The organism is Paenibacillus sp. OK076 (assembly GCF_900110055.1).
GTDB lineage: Bacteria > Bacillota > Bacilli > Paenibacillales > Paenibacillaceae > Paenibacillus.
Genome location: NZ_FOCH01000001.1, coordinates 1,085,387 through 1,106,964, shown reverse-complemented (window position 1 = coordinate 1,106,964; position 21,578 = coordinate 1,085,387). Strand labels below are relative to the sequence as shown.

General features: G+C 46.6%; 14 protein-coding genes. 3 read left to right on the top strand and 11 right to left on the bottom strand.

Annotated features, from left to right (window positions below; genetic code table 11):
• Positions 1 to 312: 312 nt before the first annotated feature.
• Positions 313 to 1,656 carry an MFS transporter gene (locus BMY78_RS05105; protein WP_090895285.1) on the bottom strand — a complete coding sequence of 448 codons (1,344 nt, stop codon included), beginning with the start codon at positions 1,654 to 1,656 and terminating at the stop codon, positions 313 to 315.
• Between the two features lie 265 nt (positions 1,657 to 1,921).
• On the opposite strand from BMY78_RS05105, the gene yhbH reads away from it, so the two are divergent.
• Together yhbH and BMY78_RS05095 are read left to right on the top strand one after the other, a co-directional pair.
• Positions 1,922 to 3,088 carry a sporulation protein YhbH gene (gene yhbH / locus BMY78_RS05100; protein WP_090895282.1) on the top strand — a complete coding sequence of 389 codons (1,167 nt, stop codon included), beginning with the start codon at positions 1,922 to 1,924 and terminating at the stop codon, positions 3,086 to 3,088.
• Entirely contained in the window at positions 3,085 to 4,524 is a 1,440-nt protein-coding gene (locus BMY78_RS05095) for a SpoVR family protein (RefSeq protein ID WP_090895280.1), read from the top strand. The genes yhbH and BMY78_RS05095 overlap by 4 nt, the downstream gene beginning before the upstream one ends.
• Positions 4,525 to 4,590: 66 nt before the next feature.
• On the opposite strand, the gene BMY78_RS05090 is transcribed toward BMY78_RS05095, so the two are convergent.
• The 7 genes from BMY78_RS05090 to BMY78_RS05060 form a co-directional block, all read right to left on the bottom strand.
• A complete protein-coding gene (locus BMY78_RS05090; protein ID WP_090895277.1) occupies positions 4,591 to 7,062 on the bottom strand; it encodes a bifunctional diguanylate cyclase/phosphodiesterase in 2,472 nt (823 codons plus the stop codon).
• Positions 7,063 to 7,360: 298 nt separating this feature from the next.
• Positions 7,361 to 9,022, bottom strand: coding sequence for an ABC transporter substrate-binding protein (locus BMY78_RS05085; RefSeq protein WP_090902056.1), 1,662 nt, complete (start codon positions 9,020 to 9,022; stop codon positions 7,361 to 7,363).
• Positions 9,023 to 9,124: 102 nt separating this feature from the next.
• On the bottom strand, positions 9,125 to 10,909 hold the full coding sequence (locus BMY78_RS05080; RefSeq protein ID WP_371129118.1) for a sensor histidine kinase: 1,785 nt from the start codon (positions 10,907 to 10,909) through the stop codon (positions 9,125 to 9,127).
• A gap of 12 nt (positions 10,910 to 10,921) precedes the next feature.
• Positions 10,922 to 12,538, bottom strand: a complete 1,617-nt coding sequence (locus tag BMY78_RS05075; RefSeq protein WP_177185659.1) for a response regulator — start codon at positions 12,536 to 12,538, stop codon at positions 10,922 to 10,924.
• Between the two features lie 238 nt (positions 12,539 to 12,776).
• Positions 12,777 to 13,781, bottom strand: a complete 1,005-nt coding sequence (locus tag BMY78_RS05070; protein ID WP_090895271.1) for a LacI family DNA-binding transcriptional regulator — start codon at positions 13,779 to 13,781, stop codon at positions 12,777 to 12,779.
• Positions 13,782 to 13,910: 129 nt separating this feature from the next.
• Entirely contained in the window at positions 13,911 to 14,915 is a 1,005-nt protein-coding gene (locus BMY78_RS05065; protein ID WP_090895269.1) for a globin-coupled sensor protein, read from the bottom strand.
• 246 nt (positions 14,916 to 15,161) lie between these two features.
• Entirely contained in the window at positions 15,162 to 17,057 is a 1,896-nt protein-coding gene (locus tag BMY78_RS05060; RefSeq protein WP_090895267.1) for a PrkA family serine protein kinase, read from the bottom strand.
• Positions 17,058 to 17,418: 361 nt separating this feature from the next.
• On the opposite strand from BMY78_RS05060, the gene BMY78_RS05055 reads away from it, so the two are divergent.
• Positions 17,419 to 18,264 (top strand): DUF2161 domain-containing phosphodiesterase, encoded by an 846-nt coding sequence (locus BMY78_RS05055; RefSeq protein WP_090895265.1) that lies wholly within the window; start codon positions 17,419 to 17,421, stop codon positions 18,262 to 18,264.
• A gap of 105 nt (positions 18,265 to 18,369) precedes the next feature.
• Here the strand turns inward: BMY78_RS05055 and BMY78_RS05050 are convergent, their stop codons facing one another.
• From BMY78_RS05050 to BMY78_RS05040, 3 genes are all read right to left on the bottom strand, one after another.
• Positions 18,370 to 18,996: an FMN-dependent NADH-azoreductase gene (locus tag BMY78_RS05050; RefSeq protein WP_063564259.1), complete on the bottom strand. Its 627-nt coding sequence runs from the start codon at positions 18,994 to 18,996 to the stop codon at positions 18,370 to 18,372.
• A 239-nt stretch (positions 18,997 to 19,235) separates the two neighbouring features.
• The gene (locus BMY78_RS05045; protein ID WP_090895262.1) at positions 19,236 to 20,459 is read right to left on the bottom strand and encodes an aminotransferase-like domain-containing protein; all 1,224 of its coding nucleotides are present in this window, start codon (positions 20,457 to 20,459) and stop codon (positions 19,236 to 19,238) included.
• 141 nt (positions 20,460 to 20,600) lie between these two features.
• Positions 20,601 to 21,257: a response regulator transcription factor gene (locus BMY78_RS05040; protein ID WP_090895259.1), complete on the bottom strand. Its 657-nt coding sequence runs from the start codon at positions 21,255 to 21,257 to the stop codon at positions 20,601 to 20,603.
• Positions 21,258 to 21,578 lie beyond the last annotated feature (321 nt).

The following is a 21,578-nucleotide window of genomic DNA, read 5'->3' as shown; positions in this document are numbered from 1 at the left end:
TAATATCCCCATACGAGAATAGGTAAAATGGATGATGTACTTTCGACAATCTTTAGATACGTTATGTATTCATGCTTTTACTCTATGATACAAAATGTATCATGTCAATCTTTTATTTTCACCTTTTCATAATATCTTTCTATCCACTCTATTCTGTTCTCTGTCGTTTAAGCACCTATACATATTCTATGATCGTCAACATTTGTAACTGTTGCATAAACAGGAAAAAGCTCCAGAGCAGTTTATGAATAAACAGGCCCACGGAGCTACTATTATTAATAATGAACATTAGTTATAAAAGTTAATAACCACTCATCCAGTTGATCTTGCCTCTGAGCCTTTCCCCGAAATGGGATGATGCTTCCAGCCCTGCTGCTCTTCTTCCTGATCTACCTGAATCGCATCCGACATGCCCTGCTGCACTTTAACCGTCAATAACACGGCAATCCCGGCTGCAAAAAAGAAAATTAGAGACAGAATTCCCCACCGGGTGGACCCTGTTAATTGGCCCACCCAACCAAATACGAACGGCCCAAAAATGGAAGAAAATTTGCCTGTAATATTCACAAATCCAAAATATTCTCCAGTTCTGCCAGCAGGCATCAAGTTACTGAACAAGGAGCGCGCTGTCGATTGACTTACTCCCTGCACTACGCCAACCAGGCCAGCGAGCAGATAAAAATGGATGGCTGATGTCATAAAATACCCCAAGATGACGATGCATATGTAAATGGACAAGCTTACCATCAACACCTGCTTCGCGCCCCAACGCTGTGCCCATGCCCCCAGCAGCAATGTGCAAGGGAACCCGATAAATTGGGTTAACAACAAGGCCAGCATTAGATCTGCTGTTCCGATCCCAATGCTTGTTCCATAGATCGTCGCCATCAGGATAATCGTGTTAATGCCGTCATTGAAAAACCAGAAAGCAACCAGCATGCGCATCAACTGGGGAAAACGCCGGATCTGGCGAAAGGTTTGGCCAAGTCTGCGTACACCCACACCGGCATATGCTTTCCATGACTTGGGCATATCCGGTGCTGCTGGACGGCGCGGCGCATGGCGAAATAACGGAATGGAGAACAACAGCCACCACAATGCAACGGAGATGAAAGCAAGTCTTGTTCCCGCAAGTGTACTTCCCATCCCAAACCACCCAGGCTGCTGAATCATCAGCATATTGACCGCAAGCAGCAATCCCCCACCAATATAACCATAGGCATAGCCTTTGGAGGAGACCATATCTCTTCGATCAGCTGATACCAGATCAGGCAGCATTGCATCATAGAACGTGTTACCACCCGCAAAACCGATCGTCGAAATAACCAGCAGTGCAGAAGCGAGCAGCCAGTCTCCCTCTCCAATGAAGCTGAATCCGAGTGTTGCAACGATGCCAATGATGGAGAATACTCGCAGAAAATCACCTTTACGTCCCGATAAATCCGCTAATGTCCCCAGCAAAGGAGTCAGCAGCGCTACACATAACATCCCGATGGAATGGGTGTATGCCAGATAGGATGCGGCGGTATCTGTATCCAGTGTAGCTGCAGCAACGGAAGCGTAGAAGACGGGAAGAACGGCTGCAAGTACCGTCGTCGCATAAGCCGAGTTGGCCCAATCATACATAATCCATGCCTTAACTGCCCGTTTATCCAAATGGTATCCTTCCTTTGCACACATCCCTCTCTGAGAGATGCCAAGTAAACACCTTGTCCCTATTGTAAAGGAAGTTCGTCACGCTTGTTCATCGTTTCTGTAAAAAAGTTCCGGACGATCTGTACAATTTTAGTTGATCCCGGAAGGGAAACTCGCGTAATTGTATCATTTTATCTACTCATGCATCACATATCGTCCCCGCCCGTGAATATACTTAATTACCGACAGGCCAAACTGTGCCGCGTAATCAATGGGGGGTGCCTACATGTCAAATTCACACCAGCCTTACTCGTTCGTCGTATCCCGGGAAGATTGGTCGCTTCACCGCAAAGGGTACCAGGACCAGCAACGCCATCAGCAAAAGGTTAAAGATGTCATCAAGCAGAATCTGCCTGATTTGATTACTGAAGAAAACATCATTATGTCCGACGGACAACAAATCATTAAGGTACCAATCCGCAGTCTGGATGAGTACCGTTTTGTGTATAACTACCAAAAGCAAAAACATGTGGGGCAGGGAGACGGTGATAGTCAGGTCGGGGATGTCATCGGTCGTGATCCCGCTTCGAAGAAGCCGGGCAAAGGTGAAAAGGCCGGAGATCAACCCGGGCATGACATTGTTGAAGCCGAGGTGAGCATCGAGGAATTGGAAGATATGCTTTTTGCGGAACTGGAGCTTCCGGATCTCAAGCAAAAAGACAAGGATCAGATTGAGACACATACAGTGGTATTCAACGATATTCGCAAAAAAGGCATGCAATCCAATATTGACAAGAAACGCACCATATTGGAGAACTTGCGCCGCAACGCCACTACCGGCAATCCGGGTATTCACCATATCAGTCCCGATGATCTGCGTTACAAGACGTGGGAAGATAAAATCATTCCACAGTCCAATGCAGTCATTATCGCCATGATGGACACTTCCGGGTCTATGGGCTCCTTTGAGAAATATTGCGCACGCAGCTTTTTCTTCTGGATGACCCGTTTCCTCCGCCGTCAGTATGAGAAGGTCGAGATTGTTTTCCTCGCCCATCATACCGAAGCCAAGGAAGTAACCGAGGAGGAATTCTTCACCCGCGGCGAAAGCGGAGGCACCATCTGCTCCTCTGTATATATGAAGGCACTGGAAATTATCGATAGCCGTTATCCGCCTTCCAGCTTCAACATCTACCCTTTCCACTTCTCGGACGGGGATAACCTGACCTCGGATAACGAGCGGTGTGTCAAGCTGATTGGTGAGCTGATGAAGCGCAGCAACATGTTTGGCTATGGCGAGGTGAATCAGTACAACCGCAGCAGCACACTCATGTCCGCCTATCGTCATATCAAGATCGATCAGTTCATGTATTATGTGATCAAAGAAAAAGGCGAAGTGTACAAAGCTTTGCGCAGCTTTTTCCAGAAGCGGGAAGGAGGCATCGTGAGATGACAGATGAAATCCGCGACCTTGAATACGCCATTGCCGAGATTATGGAAGTGGCCGATGGATTCGGCCTGGATTATTATCCGATGCGTTATGAAATATGCCCTGCCGATATCATCTATACCTTTGGCGCGTATGGTATGCCGACCCGGTTCAGCCACTGGAGCTTCGGGAAGACTTTTCATAAAATGAAGATGCAATATGATTTTGGACTCAGTAAAATTTATGAGCTCGTCATCAATTCCAACCCTTGTTACGCCTTTCTGCTGGATGGCAACTCACTGATCCAGAACAAGCTCATTGTCGCACACGTGCTGGCCCACTGCGATTTTTTCAAAAACAATGCTCGCTTCTCCAAGTCGAATCGCAATATGGTGGAGAGCATGGCAGCGACTGCTGACCGGATCAGCAACTATGAGATGGAATATGGTACAGAGGCCGTTGAAGCATTCATTGATGCCGTTATTGCGATTCAGGAACATGTCGATCCACAGTTGATCAAACCCCGTCATTTGGACAAACAACGTTATATGGAGATGAAAATGCGGGAGCAGCGTGGAGAGAAAACGCCACGGCCGGAAGGTCGCTATGATGACTTGTGGTCCCTTGATGATATCCAGACCGAGGAAACACCTGCGGAGGGAATACAGGTGCATCACTTCCCGCCAGAACCGGAAAAGGATATTATGTGGTTTATCCAGGAATTCTCTGAAGTGTTGACCGATTGGCAGCGGGATATTATGAGTATGATGCGTGAGGAAATGCTCTATTTCTGGCCGCAGATGGAAACGAAGATTATGAATGAAGGCTGGGCTTCCTACTGGCATCAACGTATTATACGGGAGCTGGATCTGAACAGTGAGGATACGATTGAATTTGCTAAACTGAACTCTTCCGTCGTGCAGCCATCCAAGCAAAGTTTGAATCCCTACTATTTAGGGCTGAAAATATTCGAAGATATTGAACGTCGCTGGGATAACCCTTCCCGGGAAGAAAGAGAACGTTTTGGGCGTCAACCTGGGCAGGGTCGTGCCAAAATGTTTGAGGTGCGCGAATTCGATTCTGATACCTCCTTTATCCGCAATTACATGACCAAACAATTAACCGAAGACCTCGACCTCTATGTATTCGAGAAAAAGGGCCCGGACTGGAAAATTACCGACAAGTCCTGGCAAAACATACGGGATCAGCTTGTATTTTCACGCATCAACGGTGGTTCTCCGTACCTCGTCGTTCAGGACGCCGATTACCTGCGCACAGGAGAACTCGTGCTCAAGCATCAATATGAGGGTATCGAGCTGGATCTGAAATATATGGAACGGACCCTTCCTTATCTGTACCGCCTTTGGGGGCGTACCGTCCATGTGGAAACACGGGTGGAAGATAAACCGATCTGGTTCACCTATGATGGCAAGAAGCACCACCGCAAGTTTTTAACCTAAGAATACAAAAAAAGCGGCAAGTCCCTGACATATGGCGGGGACTTGCCGCTTGGCATTTTAGTGAACTTAGAGAATCGACGGAGCTCCATGCAGCCGCAGCGGCACAAAAAAGTCATGCTCCACTTCGCTTGCTGGCAATGGACGGCTGAAATAATATCCCTGAATTTCGTGGCAATCATTTTGCATCAGAATATCCAGCTGCCCTTTCGTCTCAATCCCTTCCGCGATCACTTCCATCTTCAGATTCTGAGCCATCGATATGATCGTGGCCACAATGGCCTGGTCACTTCGGCTCTCCGTAATATCCGTCACGAACGAACGATCAATCTTCAGCCTATGAATTGGAAAATGCTTCAAATAACTCAGCGAGCTATATCCTGTTCCGAAATCATCCAGGCTGATTTTGACCCCAAGCGCTGTAAGTTCATTCAGAATACCTGTGGATACGGATGCATCCATCATCATGCTCTCTGTAATCTCCAATTCAAGATAGCGGGCATCGAGCCCCGTCTCCGTAAGTGCGTTTTTGACCTGCTCCACCAGGTTGGATTGATGAAACTGCTGACTCGACAAGTTCACGGATACCGGAATGAGCGGTCCGCCACTGGCATGCCAAAGCTTCATCTGTCTGCACGCTTCACGCAGTGTCCAGTTCCCGATCTCATAGATCAAGCCTGTCTCCTCAGCTAGTGGAATGAACACATTTGGAGACAGAACACCCTTGTCCGGATGATTCCAGCGAATCAAGGCCTCTACGCCAATCATACGGCTGTCTTCGGTACGTATCTGAGGTTGATAATACAGGACCAGTTCATCCCGTTCCAGTGCTTTGCGCAAATACCCTTCCAGTTCTATTCGTTCATACAGCTCCGAATCCAGTTGGGCCGTAAAAAACTGAAAACCGTTCTTGCCGTTTTTCTTGACTTCATACATGGCCGAATCCGCATGCTTCAACAACGCATCCGCTCCAGTTCCATGGTACGGATACATCGCGATCCCAATACTGGCTGTGACGTAAAAGTCGTTTTCTTTTAACCGATAAGGTAGCTGAATCGCTCGAACAATCCGTTCTGCCAGTTCGGCCACCCGTTCTTCATTCCCCTGCTCATTCGTAACAACCAGTGTGAATTCATCGCCCCCCATACGAGCAAGCATGACATTATCCGTCGCATTTGGGTCTGAATCCTGGATTGCACTCATAATTCTACTGCTCACTTCTCGAAGAAACACATCTCCAATGGAATGTCCCAGGGAGTCATTAATCATTTTGAAACGGTCGATATCCATCACCATAACCGCAAATGAACTTCCTGTTACCCCAGAAGCCGCGATCGTACTCTCCAGCACATCATCCAGCTTGCGTCGATTGGGAAGCCCGGTCAGCGGATCATGCAGAGCCTGATGGCGGATGCTCTCCTGAGCCTGTTTCTCCTCGGTGACGTCTTTGATCAGAATGTGGCTTCCTTGATGTTTACCATCAATTAGAACAGGTACTACAGAGATACTTAGGTCAAGATGATTACCTTGAACGTTTTTCATTTTGCCCATGAAATGCTGCTGCTCACGGCTATGATCATCCCACACCACATGCTGCATTTCACTTGTCCAATAAATATCAATATGCTGTGAAATCTCATCAATAGAACGATGAATGATCTCTCTTTCCGGGTACCCTGTAATACGTGTGACTGCAGCATTAATTCCCTTGATAGCCCCTTGCTTATCTACCGAAATAATGGCATCTGAATGGTTTTCGTACAGGGCCTGATACCACTGTTCATTTTCATGAATCCGGCGATCCTTCTGAGATAGGCGCTGATTAATAAAGATTCCGAACAAGGTTAACCCCAAGGCAATAAAAGTACCCGCAGCGATCAGATATGCGAGAAGTGAAGGTTCAATCTGCATCCCCGAACCAGCCATTACATCATGTGCATGATGAAATTGTGCTGCTGACATCCCTGTATAATGCATGCCCGAGATGCCCAGCCCCATAATGAGTCCGCTGCCCAGCTTGTACACCCATGTATAACTTGACTGATGCTGCCGGAAGAAAAACATGAGCCACAAGGCAGCAAATGAAGCTAAAGCTGCGATCAGGATGGATAAGACCACTATGCCTGGTTCATATGTGATGGTAACCGACATGGCCGCCATTCCGATGTAATGCATACTGCTAATGCCTGCGGTCATGAGAACTCCTGCGATCAGGAGCCTGCTTATTTTACCTGACTGCTGACCTGCAAGATTTAACGCCACACCAGATGCAATGATTGCAAGTAGAACGGATAGAAAGACCTCATCTGTGGAGTACGACACATGCATGGGAAGAACAAAGGCCAGCATGCCCACAAAATGCATGGACCAAATTCCCAAACCCATAGAGGCTGCGCCGCAGGTAAGCCAGACATTTCGGGACATGCCTTTAGCCAGACTTACCCGGCCCGCAAGGTCAAGCGCTGCATAAGAAGCCAACGCTGCAATAATGTAAGATAAAATAACCAGTTCTAAGTTGTACGTTCCATGTAGGTGATCCACTCACTTTGTCCTTTCAACCGGGAAATGCCTTGTATGTATGCAAAATGTAAAAAAAAGCGAGTGCGCTGTCTGGATGACAGGCACTCCCTCCACATCATTTGTCTGGAGACCACCGACTTGTTATAAAGCCAAAGTCATACATCTTTAACCCGTTAATATGATGTATATAGTCTAAACGTCCCAGGCTTGAAAATCAACACTTTTTTCCAGATAAAATGAATGTTTAAAATCCCCAAATTCCCATTCACTATGCACCTTGGAGGTGTTTATCTCCCCCTTCATCCTTTCCTCGAATACCTTATTCGCCTTGAACCAGTTTCGCCTTCTTGCGAACTTCGTTGGTCATCGTCTGCTCATAGCCCTTCACATCGAGCTTATTGAATTCTTCCACATATTCATCCCAGACCTTGTTAAACTCAGTTGGACTGGAGAGGACCAGTTTAGGCATATATTTCTTTTGTAAATCCGTACGTTTCTGCCCATAGATATAGGCTGGGGAACCTTGATCAAAAGCAATGCTCCAAGCCGGGTACCATGGACGTTCATCCGGCGCAGCAAACAGTTGGGAGAACGTCTCTACACCATACTTTTCCAGAATAAGCTTATCTCCATCCGTATAAGAGAATTGGGCAACTTCGGGCTGACGCTCTACACCGACAGAATTACCGTCAGGCAGAGTCGATCCATTACCGTAACGCGGCCAGCTGTACTCAAAATATTTGAATCCGAATGATTGTCGGAACTCATCTGAGTCCGTTTTCCGGATCATTTCTGGTGAGCGCGTAAACCGCCCCTTGTCATCCACTTCGTAGGTTTCTCCTTCGATCCCCCAATTGGACAGAATCTGATTCTCATCCGTTAACAGGTTATCGAAGAATTGAATGATACGGACCGGGTCTTCCGCGCTTACGGTAATGCCAACCCCCCTGTTATTAACAAAGCTTGGTGGATCAGTATACTGATCCTTGGTGTTTGCGTTGTATACAATAGGCAGTGCCATATAACGCAAATCGTCGTTGCCCGCTTCCTTCAAATCGTTCATTTCCTGCCCGACCTGCCAGGCATAATCAAAGAATCCAAGCACTTTTCCACGGGTCACTTTCGCAAGATACTGGTCATAGTTGTCGACAAAGGAGGACTTATCGAACAGCCCCAATGAATTCATTTCATTCAGCTTCTGCATCCAGCGTTTGGTCTCTTCGGTCATCCCATAATCCCTGGCTTCCTGTGTCTGCGTATCCACCATAATGGCTCCATCATTCGGATAACCTGCAAGATGCATGGCCGGGTTAGTGATCGTAAAAAATTTATCATCATACGTCAATGACAGAAATCCAGTCAATCCTTCATCGTTGTGTTTGTCAGCGTATTGTTTAATCAGAGCCATGTATTCATCCAGTGTGGTGATCTTTGGATATCCAGCCTCCTTCAATACACGCCGCTGTATCCAGAAGGCCCCTTGATCCACATTGGGATTAGGCAGATAGTCTCCAACTACAGCGCTCATTGGCAGAAAATAAATGTTGCCGTCTTCCTCTTTCATCAGATTGTAGTACGGCTCATACACCCGTTTAATGTTCGGGCCATACTGATCAATCAGATCGTTGAGAGGAATAAATGCACCGGCAGCCACGATTTTGTCAATAGCCCCGTCAGGCACCATCACATCCGGGTATTTATTACTCGCAATCATCGTTCCGATTTTGGTATTAATATCACCCACAAGGTATTCAATTTTGAAATTAACCCCCGTTTGTTCCTCCAGCTTTTTACCGATTGTGGTTTCATTTGTATTGATATCCTTGCCTGAACCCGCTTTAAAATACGAGAATGTTACTTTCTCTGTGCTTACTTTGCCGTCTCCCCGTGCTCCGGCTTCCGGTTTAATCTCACTTCCTCCCCAGGAACAAGCCGTCACCATGGTTAAAGCTAATACTGCCGGCAGCCAGCGCTTCAGCATGTGATTAACCAATATGAACGCACCCTCCTTCTCCCTCCACTAATGTAAGCACTTTCATTATAAGGTGGATGACGAACTTTGTTTACCGGATAAACTATAGGTTTATGCCTTAGAATGTATAATGCATTGGCCATTTGATGAATCTTCAAGGGGTAACCCAATTTCCACACGTGTGCCTGCCCTGGCTGCACTATCGATCTGAATATGGAACCGGCTATCGTAGATCAGCTTCAGACGATAGATGACATTCTGTACACCTACGCGATCACCCATTGATTCTTCCGTTTCCACGTAAGAGAGTAGCTGATTTCTTTTGTCCTCTGTCATACCCACCCCGGAATCCTCCACCACACAGATCAGTTCTGTACCGGTTCGCCGAATACAAAGCCGAATTTCCCCACCTTCCTTCAGTGGTTCGATACCATGAATGCTGGCATTTTCAACAAAAGGTAACAATGTCATCTTGGGAATGGAACAATCCGCTGCCTCCGGGTCCAGATCAATTGTATAATTCAGCTTGTGACCGAAACGATATTTCTGGATTTCAAGAAAGCAGGTTACATATTCCAATTCTTCCCTTATGCTGACTTTATCCCGATTCCAGGTTAGGGCATTTCGGAAAATTTTAGCCATATGATAAATAATTCGTGCCGTCTCATCTTCATCTTTCATGAGACTTCGCATGCGGATGGTCTCTAGCGCGTTAAACAAAAAATGCGGATTAATCTGGCTCTGTAATGCATTTAATTGAGCATGCCGCCGCTGTAACTCCAAATTTTTATGTTGAATGTCTGCTACATAGACGTCGTTAATCAAACGATGGATCGTCATCGTCATGCGATTGAATTCGGCTGTCAGCTGCCCAATCTCGTCCGATGATTCCGGCTGTCTGATCGGTTCAAATCGCTGATGCTTCACTTTTTCCATGTGTTTCAGTATTCGTGCCAGCCTCACGTGGATTGTGCGTGTCATCCAGATAATGATCCAGGTCGGCAGAATCAGATTAATACAGGCCAGTACAACGACGAGGTGACTGGGTTTGCCCAATTCCTTGTAAATCTCGGATTCATCGAACACCCCATTGATGTTCCATCCCTCCATTTCACCGGACAACGGATAAGCCATTTCGAACTCTTTCTTACTTTGTTGTTCCATGACCTCACTATAATTCACGAGTTGACTGGTCCATGGGATACCCGAATCCGTCGAGTAGTCTATTTGTCCAGCCGGATTAATCAGATAGAGGTTGCCCTGTACGTTAAGATTGGTGAAAATCTGGCGAATCGTCGACGGCTTCAGATCCAGTCGTACAAACTTTTCCTTCCACCCGGGCAGAGCTTCATAATAGTTGAGTTTACGTAAAATGCTGAACGTCTGCCGGTTCCCTTCAGGACCGGATCTCATCAGAAGGGGGGCGGAATGTTCACTGTTTGCCAGCAGCCTGTATGGCTCGGACTGTCGAACCTCCTCGGTCAGAAACTCAACTCCCCCGGAAGGCAGTACACTTTTGTTATCCACATATATCGTCAAGCCTTGGAGGGAGCGGTAGCCGGAGTAGTAGGTATTCAGGATTTTGCGAAGATAAGAATCGTAGGCTTCGATATACTGAACCGGATTGGTGTAATTCACATCCAGCATGTCATTTAATATACTGTCCGTATAAAAGCTTGAGGAAAAATCGGCCGCATTGCGAATCTCCCCCATAAATTGACTGCGAATCTGTTCCATTCCTTTGGAGAGATCGGCCATTCGCTGGGATTTTACGTTCGCTATAGTTACCTGATAGAAAATAACATTGGTGAGAATAACGGGTACAAGTACAAAGAAGAGGTATAAAATCAGCATTTTATCCCGTAGCCGAATATTATTAAAAAAGTTGAGCTTCACGCTTTCATCTCCCTATCCTTCATCCATGATGCGATTTCGATATTCTGTAGGAGCGCATGATTCCGTTTTCTCAAATTGAGTTGCGAAATAATCACTGCTTCCGAACCCAACCCTCTCGGCGATTTCATATACTCGCATATCCGTCTGACGCAGCAGCTTCTTGGCTTCCTCCATCCGCAGCTGAAGCAGGAAGTCGTTAAAATACACACCATACACCTTGCGGAAGCGTTGCCCCAAATAGACTGGATTCATGTAAAACTCGGAGGCAATACTTCTCAAACTGATATTGCTTCTGTAGTTGGCTTCAATATAATTTTTGATTTTTGTCATGGCACCCCTGTGATTGTACTGACGCTGTTCTGCCAACTTCCGCGCTGAATCCAGCATGAACACCGTCAACAGCTGCCTGGCCTCAGCCAATGTTCCTCGCTCCGCTTGCCAAGCCAGTATTGGTTTGAACGACGGTATCTCTTTCACATTCGCCTCAGCCGACTTCAGAATCGATAGTACAGCCGAGATGAGTTGATGGATTGCCGACGTCACTGCAACAGGAGCGTAATTGGCAGTTCTCATGTCGGTGAACCATTCACCTACTGCATGCTCCAACGCCTTAACACGTTGTTCCTCCATAAGTGTCAGGAGCTCCTGCTCCTTTTCATGATCGGTATGCACCCACTGTACAGGCTCATGCTGCATGTCATCATACAGGACGATCCCGCTCTTCTCTGAAATAAATTTATAGGAAATAGCATTAAGTGCGGTCTGATAGGCATGTCCAATGAGTAAAGGTTCATAACAAACCTTACCGATATATATGCTTACAAAGTCATGGCTCGTTTCGGCGAAGCAGGATTGCATTTGTGCGGCAATCACATGAAGATTCATTGAATAGGGACGTAGATGTTCCGCAGTTAACAGAACTCCGATACGTTCGCCGTGCTCTTTTACATGCAGATATGCGCGATTTGGATACATCTTTTCAAGAACAGACTGCACAATCCGGCCAAAATTTTCTCCCTTCCCGGCTTCCACGCTCTCCTCTTGAGCATTATCCGAAACCCGGAAATGTGGCGTGTTATTCTCAAACAGCAGATATGCCAGCGGATCGTCAGCACGGGTACCCGTCAGTTCAATCCACTGTTCAACCGTTTCCAAATCCGATTCGCCATAAAGAAACTGATTAAGTAATCTGACGTATTCCTGCTCACGTCGGGTTTGTTCAGCATGCTTGCGCCGATTCAACTCCTCCGCCAGCTTGTGTAAAGTACCCTCCAGTTCAATCTCATCAATTGGCTTCAAAATATAATCCTGTACTCCGTACCTCACAGCCTGCTGGGCGTAAGCAAAATCATTATATCCGCTCACGATGATAAAATACGGCTGTTTGCCCTTGGTCAGAACCTGCCCATCAGGCTCAACCGTACGCCGGATCAATTCCAGTCCATCCGTCTCCGGCATGCGTATATCCGTAATGACAACGTCAGGCTGCAGCTCTTCGATCCGGGTACAAGCCTCATCCCCATCATTCGCCTCTCCAACCACTTCAAAGCCGCATGCTTCCCAGCGGATCAGTTTTCGAAGTCCTTTGCGTGCGTATACTTCATCATCAACCAGCAGTACACGATGCATGCCCATCACCCTTCCGATTGAATTACAATTGCAGTGTCCATATATTCATCGGCAAAAAAAAGAAAGCGATTACATAAAATTTTGTATTATTCTGCCTTTATTGTTAAGGTCTGTACTGCAAAAAGTCAACAGCTTTTCCTGCCAGCTATTCACAATAACTTCTGATATCCGTTATTTCTTAAAATGAAATAGCATACCAAAAAAGCACAACCGATAGGCTGTGCTGGTTTGAAGACCTTTACGCTTGCACAGGTGCAGTCGTTTGGCGAATCACCAGATTGGATGGCTCCGTAACGACTGGAGGAGTGTATGCAGGATTCTCAATCATGGCGATCAGATATTCAATGGACTTGATCCCAATGGAATGAATATTTTGATTAATCGTGGTCAAGCCCGGTTTGAACACTTCCGCATAGTACGTGTTATCAAATCCGACAACAGATATATCTTCTGGCACCCGTAAACCATGCTTCTCAATTTCGTGGATTGCTCCAAAAGCAGACATGTCTGAAGCACAGACAATCCCCGTAGGCTGGTCCTTCAATGCAAGCAACCGGCGAGCTGCCTTACTGCCACCATCGAAAGAATAGTCACAGACCTCCAGATAAACCGTTGAATATGGAATGCCGCAGACTCGCAAGCCTTCCCGATATCCATCCAGTCGAAGATTCGCTACAGCAGGCCCAAGTGTACCTGAAATATAAGCAATTTTCTGGTGCCCCAGTTCATGCAAATGCTTCACACTCATGGCAATGGCATTGGCATTGTCCGTCGTTATGTATCCTGCCCGCTTGCCAAACAAGTCGGTGTCAATAAACATCGTCGGAATCTCCGCAGTAACCAATTCCTGAATACTCTTGTTCTCTCTTCCTTCCCCGAATACAACAACGCCATCCACATTTCGGCTGCGGCAATGTTTAATAAAGGAGTATGTTGGATCATCAAAACGTGTAGATAAGCGAACAAGATCGTATCCGCTGTTCTCCAGTGCTGTTTTGATTCCTTCAAGCAGTTCCGATACAAACGGATTGGTAAAAGGCACCGTCAACAATACACCTACCGTCCAGGAACGGCGTTTTACAAGTCCACGTGCAACAACATTCGGTTGATATTTTAATAGTTCGATGGCTATATTGACTTTTTTGCGAGTTTTGTCACTTACATCGGGATAATCGTTCAGCACTTTGGAAACGGTTGCAACAGATACGCCCGCCTCTTTGGCTACATCATGGATAGAAGCCACCTGATCACCTCAACCTCTTTCAAATCCCCTGTCTCCGGCTGCATTCACTATAACATCGGCAGGTTTGTCTCCCCATTATAGCTTAAAACAGCCAGAAACGGTATCGCAGGTTCCAGCCGGTATTACCGCCTATTCCTGATGATCCAATTTCCTTAGATCAAGTGCCAGTTTCTCCATAGTGGTAGCAAAAACCGCAAGCTCTTCTGAACGGGAGGCCTGACGCCTTGCTCCCGAAGCCGTGTGCTCCGACTCCTGTTGAACACTGCCCAGCTTCTTCATGATCTGTGCCAGATTCGACTGGATTTTCCCTTGGGCCTCACGGGAACTAGCCGCAAGCTTGCGTACCTCACTGGCAACCACCTCAAATCCCCGGCCAAATTCTCCTGCATGAGCAGCTTCAATGGCGGCATTCAGGCCTACGAGATGACTCTGATCCGAGATTTCACGAATGATCTCTCCCATTTTGCCAATCTGATGAATTTCCTTCGTCAGCTCTTCCAATAATCCATTTGCCTGATCCTGAGAGGCAGCCGTTTCCCTGGCCACATCCGAGATCGCCTGAGCATTTTCATTCAATTCACTAATCATGCCCGTCAACTGCTGGGTAATCTGCGTGATCGCCAGCAGCGTATGCTGCTGATCTTCAGCGAGTTGATTTAATTTTTCCTTTTCCTTCTTCTCGTAAGCCTCCAATACAAGCTGTGAATCGAGATTGAACATTTTACTAAGGGCCTGGATGACCAGATGCCAATGTTCAGGAATGACTTGCTGAAATATGCTTGTGGCAATATCGAGGTAAACCATATATGTACCCAGATAATAATCTTCGGACAAACCAATACGGGAATGGACGAGTCCAATCGCAATGCGCTGTTCAATGTATGCATCATCAACTACACCATCGGTCATGGATAACCAGTATTGCTTTTGCGTTTCCTTCAAACGGTCGATGGAGGAGAAGCGGGCAATCAGATCGACCAAATTCGGATAATTTCCCACATGATTGTAGAAGTGGTCCACCACCTCGTCAACGACTTTCTCAAAAGCAGGTCGATGATCAGCAAGCAATTGCAGATCTCCGGCGGTCAATCCAATATAATCAAGTTGTTGTTGTCTTGCTATAGCCATACTCATACCTAGTTCTGTCAGCTCCTTAATAACCACAAAAAATAATAAATTGTAAATATCTGTTTACCGATTATAGACTAAATGACCTAATTTTACATATACCATTAGAACTAATTTGTCATGAAATTGACCTTCTTTGTCAGTTTATTAGTCCTTAATATGCATCTAACGATATAAAAAGGCCCCTGACCCTGCTGTGAAGGAGCCTCACAGCAGGCGTCAGGAGCCTGATCCGGAATGGTTCGTTGCAGATTAGCGATTCAATAGACTGCCCACATAACGGAGCAGTTCATTCGCGCTGGCTGCGGTATAGCCATGTTCTTCGATCAACCGTTTAATTACTTCGTTCATTCGTTTTAGCTGCGTTGCATCTGGTGTCTTGGTTGAAGTAGTAATCTTCACAATATCCTTCAAGTCAGCGAACAATTTCTTTTCAATCGCTTCACGCAAACGATCATGACTGCTGTATTCGAACTTCCGTTCCTTGCGGGAATAAGCCGAGATGCGGATCAATATCTCTTCCCTGAACGCCTTTTTGGCATTCTCGGAAATACCGATCTGCTCCTCAATTGAACGCATCAAGCGCTCATCCGGGTCCATCTCCTCATCCGTCAATGGATCACGAATTTTGGACCAGTTGCAGAATGCCTCGATATTATCGAGGTAATTTTCGAAAAGTGTTCTGGCCGACTCTTCAAACGAGTAGACAAATGCTTTCTGCACTTCCTTCTTCGCCAGCTCATCATACTCTTTCCGAGCCAACGCAATAAAATTCAGATAACGCTCGCGTTCCTCTTTTGAAATCGAAGCATGTTGATCCAAACCATCCTTGATCGCCCGGAGAATATCCAACGCGTTAATGCACTGAAGGTTTTGCTTAATCAAAGCACTGGATATCCGGTTGATGACATAACGCGGATCAATGCCCGACATGCCTTCATCCAAATATTCATTTTGCATCTCACGCAGATCGGCTTCTTTGTACCCTTCAACTTCTTCACCGTCATACATCCGCATTTTTTTGACCAGATCCATGCCTTGTTTCTTCGTTTCTTTCAAGCGGGTAAGTATGGAGAAAATGGCTGCAGTCCGCAAGGCATGCGGTGCAATATGGACATGCTTCATATCACTTTGCTGAATGAGCTTGCCGTAAATCTTCTCTTCCTCGGAGACCTTCAGGTTGTAGGGAATCGGCATGACGATCATCCGGGATTGCAAGGCTTCATTCTTTTTGTTGGAAATAAATGATTTGTACTCGGATTCATTCGTATGCGCCACAATCATTTCATCCGCACTGATCAAGGCAAATCGGCCTGCTTTAAAATTACCTTCCTGCGTCAGCGATAACAGGTTCCACAGAAACTTCTCATCACATTTCAGCATCTCCTGAAATTCCATCAATCCACGGTTGGCCTTGTTCAATTCGCCGTCAAAACGATAGGCGCGCGGATCGGATTCGGAGCCGAATTCGGTTATGGTTGAGAAGTCGATACTTCCCGTCAGATCGGCAATATCCTGGGATTTCGGATCAGATGGGCTGAATGTTCCGATTCCCACCCGGTTATCCTCGGAAATAATGACCCGTTCTACCCTCACCTTGCTGATATCACCGCCATATTCGGTCCGAAGACGCATCTGGCAGGATGGGCAAAGATTGCCCTCAATGCGGACACCGATCTCCTTTTCCACTTCGGGACGAAGCTCCAGCGGAATCAGATGCAGGGGCTCCTCATGCATTGGGCATCCTTCAATGGCGTATACAGCACCCTTCTCTGTACGGGAAAATTGCTCAAGGCCACGTTTCAGCAGCGTTACCAGTGTGGATTTACCTCCACTGACCGGACCCATAAGCAGCAGAATCCGTTTACGAACATCCAGACGGCGCGCTGCCGAGTGGAAATATTCTTCCACCAGCTTTTCAATGGACCGATCCAGCCCAAAAATCTCCTGTTCAAAAAACTTGTACCGTTTGTGCCCCCCAACTTCTTCCACGCCAAATGATTCAATCATCTGGTACACTCGTGCGTGAGCCGTCATTGCCGGAGTCGGGTCCTCTCTCAGCAGTGCAATATAATCTTCAAATGTCCCGTTCCATGATAAACGGTCACTTTCTGCCCGATGTTCCGCAACGCGTTCAAAAATATTCATGCTTGGTACCTCCCATGGCTCCTTTAGTGTGATTGTCAACCATTCCGAATGGTATGAAGAAATCAATAGAATTACGGCTTGTGCTTGAATACCAATCTTGCGGTCCGGATTAGTCCCGCCACCCTCTGTCCAAACATCATGTATTGTTGTGAAAAGTGTATTACATACCTATGCGGCAAATCGGATAAGTTGACCTCTTTTTTTCAATCCGTAGGTCTTAATTTGAGGCCTTCCCTGTTCTATCAGACATCTTGTGCGCTCAGAAAAAAAAGAACGGATATGATATAATGAAGGTTCTAAATTCAGAAAACGGAACAATAGATGGCCAGAGACGAGCCACTTCAGGGAAGGAGCAGAAACGATGGCAGTAAAGTATGAAACCGAGTTATATTCGCCTGTAAAGGCTTTTTTCGAACGACGCGGCTACGACGTGAAAGCTGAAGTCAAAAATTGTGACCTGGTTGGGGTCAGATCGGATCAGAATGAACCACTCATTGTGGAGATGAAAAAAACATTTAATCTGTCTCTGCTGCTGCAGGGAATGCAGCGCCTGAAGCTTAGCCCCTTCGTGTATCTGGCTGTTGAGCGGAATCGCAGCAAGCGTGGTGCGGTGAATCAGCGCTGGGGCGAATTGACCACCCTATGCAGACAGCTTGGACTGGGGCTTATCACCGTCACGTTCTACAAAACCAAATCACCTCTGATTGATGTACTGTGCGAACCTGCTGCCCAAGTTCATATGCCTGGTAACAGCACCGGTGTACGTAAGGGCGGTATCCGGCGGCAACGATTGCTGAAGGAATTTGACGAGCGCAGTGGTGACTACAATACGGGAGGAAGCACACGCAGGCAGCTGGTCACCGCTTACAGGGAAAAAGCATTACGCGTAGCTTCCGCCCTTCGTGCTCAGGGAGAAGCCTCCCCCGCCTCCATCAGTAAACAGACAAGTGTGGGTTCTGCTGCGGCCATTTTACAAAAAAATTATTATGGCTGGTTCGAGCGGTTATCCCGTGGACGATATGTGCTGACGGTTAAGGGCGTGCAGGCACTGACTGAGCATGCTCACATGCTTGAGGATAATGATATGATTGAACGGAGTATAAATGAACTAGAAATGGATTTTTCCCTCATTCAAGATAAAGATATTGAACTGGAGCATATTGCGGAAGTAGCGGAGCCCTACCTGATTCATGCAAAGGATGACTAAGGCAGCAGACAGCTTAACTTTATGTCAAATGCAGATGCACATGTAGAAAAGCCCATCATCTCCATTGGAAATGATGGGCTTTTTCGTGTTTCTATATATTGGCTATTAGAAGCTTGCTGCTACTTCGGAAGCCAATTTCAGACCTGCTGCTACGATCTCTTGGGAACGGTCAGGTGAAGCATTGTGGCCTTCAACGATAACCAGTTCAGGGTTTTGGATACCCCAGAAGTTCAGTACATTTGTTACATATTTCACGGACATTTCAGCGGAAGCCATAGGCTCTACGGAGTAAACTCCGCCACGTGCGTTCAACAATGCCACTTTTTTGTCGCCTACCAGACCTACAGGGCCTTCAGCAGTGTATTTGAACATTTTGCCAGCTTGGCTCAGGTAGGAAATGTAGTTCACCAGTGGTGCTGGAACAGTGAAGTTCCACAGTGGGAATGCAAATACTACTTTGTCTGCTGCCAAGAATTGATCTTGCAATTGTGCCGCAAGTGCTGCTGCTTTTTGCTCTTCTGCAGTTGCTTCGATACCGTTAGCGGCTTTGTATCCACCTGTAATTACAGTGTTGCCGTAGTAAGGAATATCTGTATTGTAGAGATCCAGTTCGGTAACAGTGTCACCAGGGTGGGATTCTTTGTATGCGCTCAAAAATGCATCGTACAATTGTACGCTGACTGCTTGATCTGCAGGACGGTCGTTTGCTTTGACAAATAAAATGTTAGACATGTTCGTTCCCCCGTTAGTTAAAATATATGAGTGCTTCTCCTGAACTTGCAATGAATGCAGCTTATATAAAGAAAACAACAACTCATTAATACATATTATATATAAAAATGTTAGTGGATGCAATAACGTAATTACTTTGGGGGTAACCTATTTGCTTCCAAATCCAATGCCTGGAACTTCTGCTGTCCAATGTTCCAGGCATGAATTTGACTATACATTCTTTCTTTTCTATATCCGGTTTAGCTCCGGGCTGTAAACTCTGTTATGGACTCACTGATCAGATTCATGCCAAGAAGCAACTCATCCCGGCCGGGATGGCTGAAGTTTAATCGAATGTACCGATGATCCTGTTCACCCGTAGAACAGAGGGAACCTGGAAGAAAGGACACCCCTTTTAACAGAGCTGCTTTGAGCAGAGCTCCGCTGTCCAATCCATCCGGCAGCTGTACCCACAGATACATTCCTCCTTCAGGAATGCTGTATTGGCTCCCTTTCCAACCCGGACGCTTCAATAATTCGAGCATAAGCTTGAGCCTGGTCTTATACTCCTTGTTCAGCATGGAGAGGTGATCACTCCACTTAAAAGGAGAATGCGCGAGCAGTTGATACAACAATCGCTGATTCATGGGACTGGACTGTCCATCTGCTATCCGTTTCACTGAAGCCATAGCCTGGATCAAGGCCGGATGTCCGGCAGCCCAACCTGTGCGCAGGGCAGGTGCTACCGTTTTGCTAAACGAACCAATGTAGAGAACATGTCCACCCTGATCCGCTGTATCCAGCGCAAAGAGGGAAGGATACTTCCTGTAGAAGTCCCCCGGCTCCAGTCCATCGAAATGAAGTTCGCCATAGGAGTCATCCTCCACGAGCAGCACTCCGTAGCGTGAACACAAATCAAGCACAGCCTCACGCCGTTCCATACTCCACAACACGCCGGTTGGATTGGAAAAACTGGGTGCAGCAAAAAGCAGCTTCGGTCTAACCTGCTGCATGTGATGCTCCAAAAGGTCGGGCAAAATGCCATCCCCATCGCCTGTGACGGGTACGATTTTGGCGCCTTGCATCTCCAGAACCTCGAGACAGCCTGGAGAGGTAGGATGCTCGACCAGTACGGAATCTCCAGGCTCAAGCAGCAAACGCATCACAAGATCGATGGCCTGCTGGGTCCCTGTGGTCAATAGAATCTGCTCCGGGACTGTACGTATGCCCTTGCGAGCATTCCAATCGTTGTCCAACCATTCTCTCAACGGTCTGTACCCTGCCGGCTCGCCATACTGCAATGCGGAGGGTCCGGAACTAAATACAGACACCGCTGCTTCTTCCAGCAGTTTGAATGGAAACAGCTCCTCCGCAGGCAGTTCTTCTGCCAGTGAAATGAAATAATCCCGGCCAGACATCTCACGAATGTCCCTCAGCGGTGATGTCAAAAGCCTGTTTGTACGGGAGGCGAAGAAATATTTCATCGGTCCGTTCCCCTTTCATCCCTAATCCGAACTGTGCTCGCAGTCCGTAGCCCCTAAAACCTATTCCTGTTGAACACTGAATATGACCAGACCGGACACATGACAAGTCATCGTACATAGGGATTTATGGAACCATGCTCGTCAGGAAACGGTTTTGGTCTGCCTCGCATATAAAGCGTAACGTTCAATCGCCTGTGCCCTGCTGCTTACATCCAGCTTGACGTATATTTTACGCAGGTAATTATCAATCGAACGTCTGCTAACGTTAATCTCACTGGCTATTTTATCATAGGTTACGCCCTGAACAATTCTTTCCATGATAAAAGTTTCGGTTTCTGTTAATTCAACAATAAGTTCTTCTGCCGGAGATTCGACGGGCTGAGCCCATTCCGAACTGGCTAACCAGGATAGAGGAATGGATACACATCCCTCACGCAGCCCGGATATCAAATGAATCAGCTGGCTAGGGGAAGCCTGTTTGGACAGCATGCCACTTGCACCAAGACTGATTAGATGACGAAATAATTTTACATTGTCCTCGTCCGTTAGAATAATGATGTGACTATGAGCCGACAGATTTTTCATTTGGGATATATACTGATCCGCCTGGCCCTCAGGAAGCCGATAATCCATCAAAATCAGATCGGGCTGGTGAATGTTCACCAGTTCAAGACCTTCGGACCCAGTCGAAGTCATCCCCCGTACCAACAGATCCTGCTGTTCTTCCAAAATCAATTTCGTACCCAGCATGCTGGTGGGGTGGATATCTACGATGACCACCTGCCATACTTTTTTCATTGTTGTTCCCCCTGTTATGTATTGGACAAATTCCTTTTCCACCATCAGCCATGATGATGCCTCTACCCTTGCGACAGTCCGTGTATAGAAGAAGTAAAAGTCGGATAATGTCGAAAAATAGAAAAAACACTTGATGCAGCTGTAAGAACAGCTCTATTACTACTGTATTTTGCTGTCGTCACATCAGGACTTTTGTCTTCCCAAGTGAAGAAAGATCAAAATATAGTATAAATTTCCTGCATTTCTATCTAAAAAAGTCGAAAAACTTGCCCAAAGTTCCTACTTATTGCATCTATAAGAAATTGTATCCTAGGACTTCCT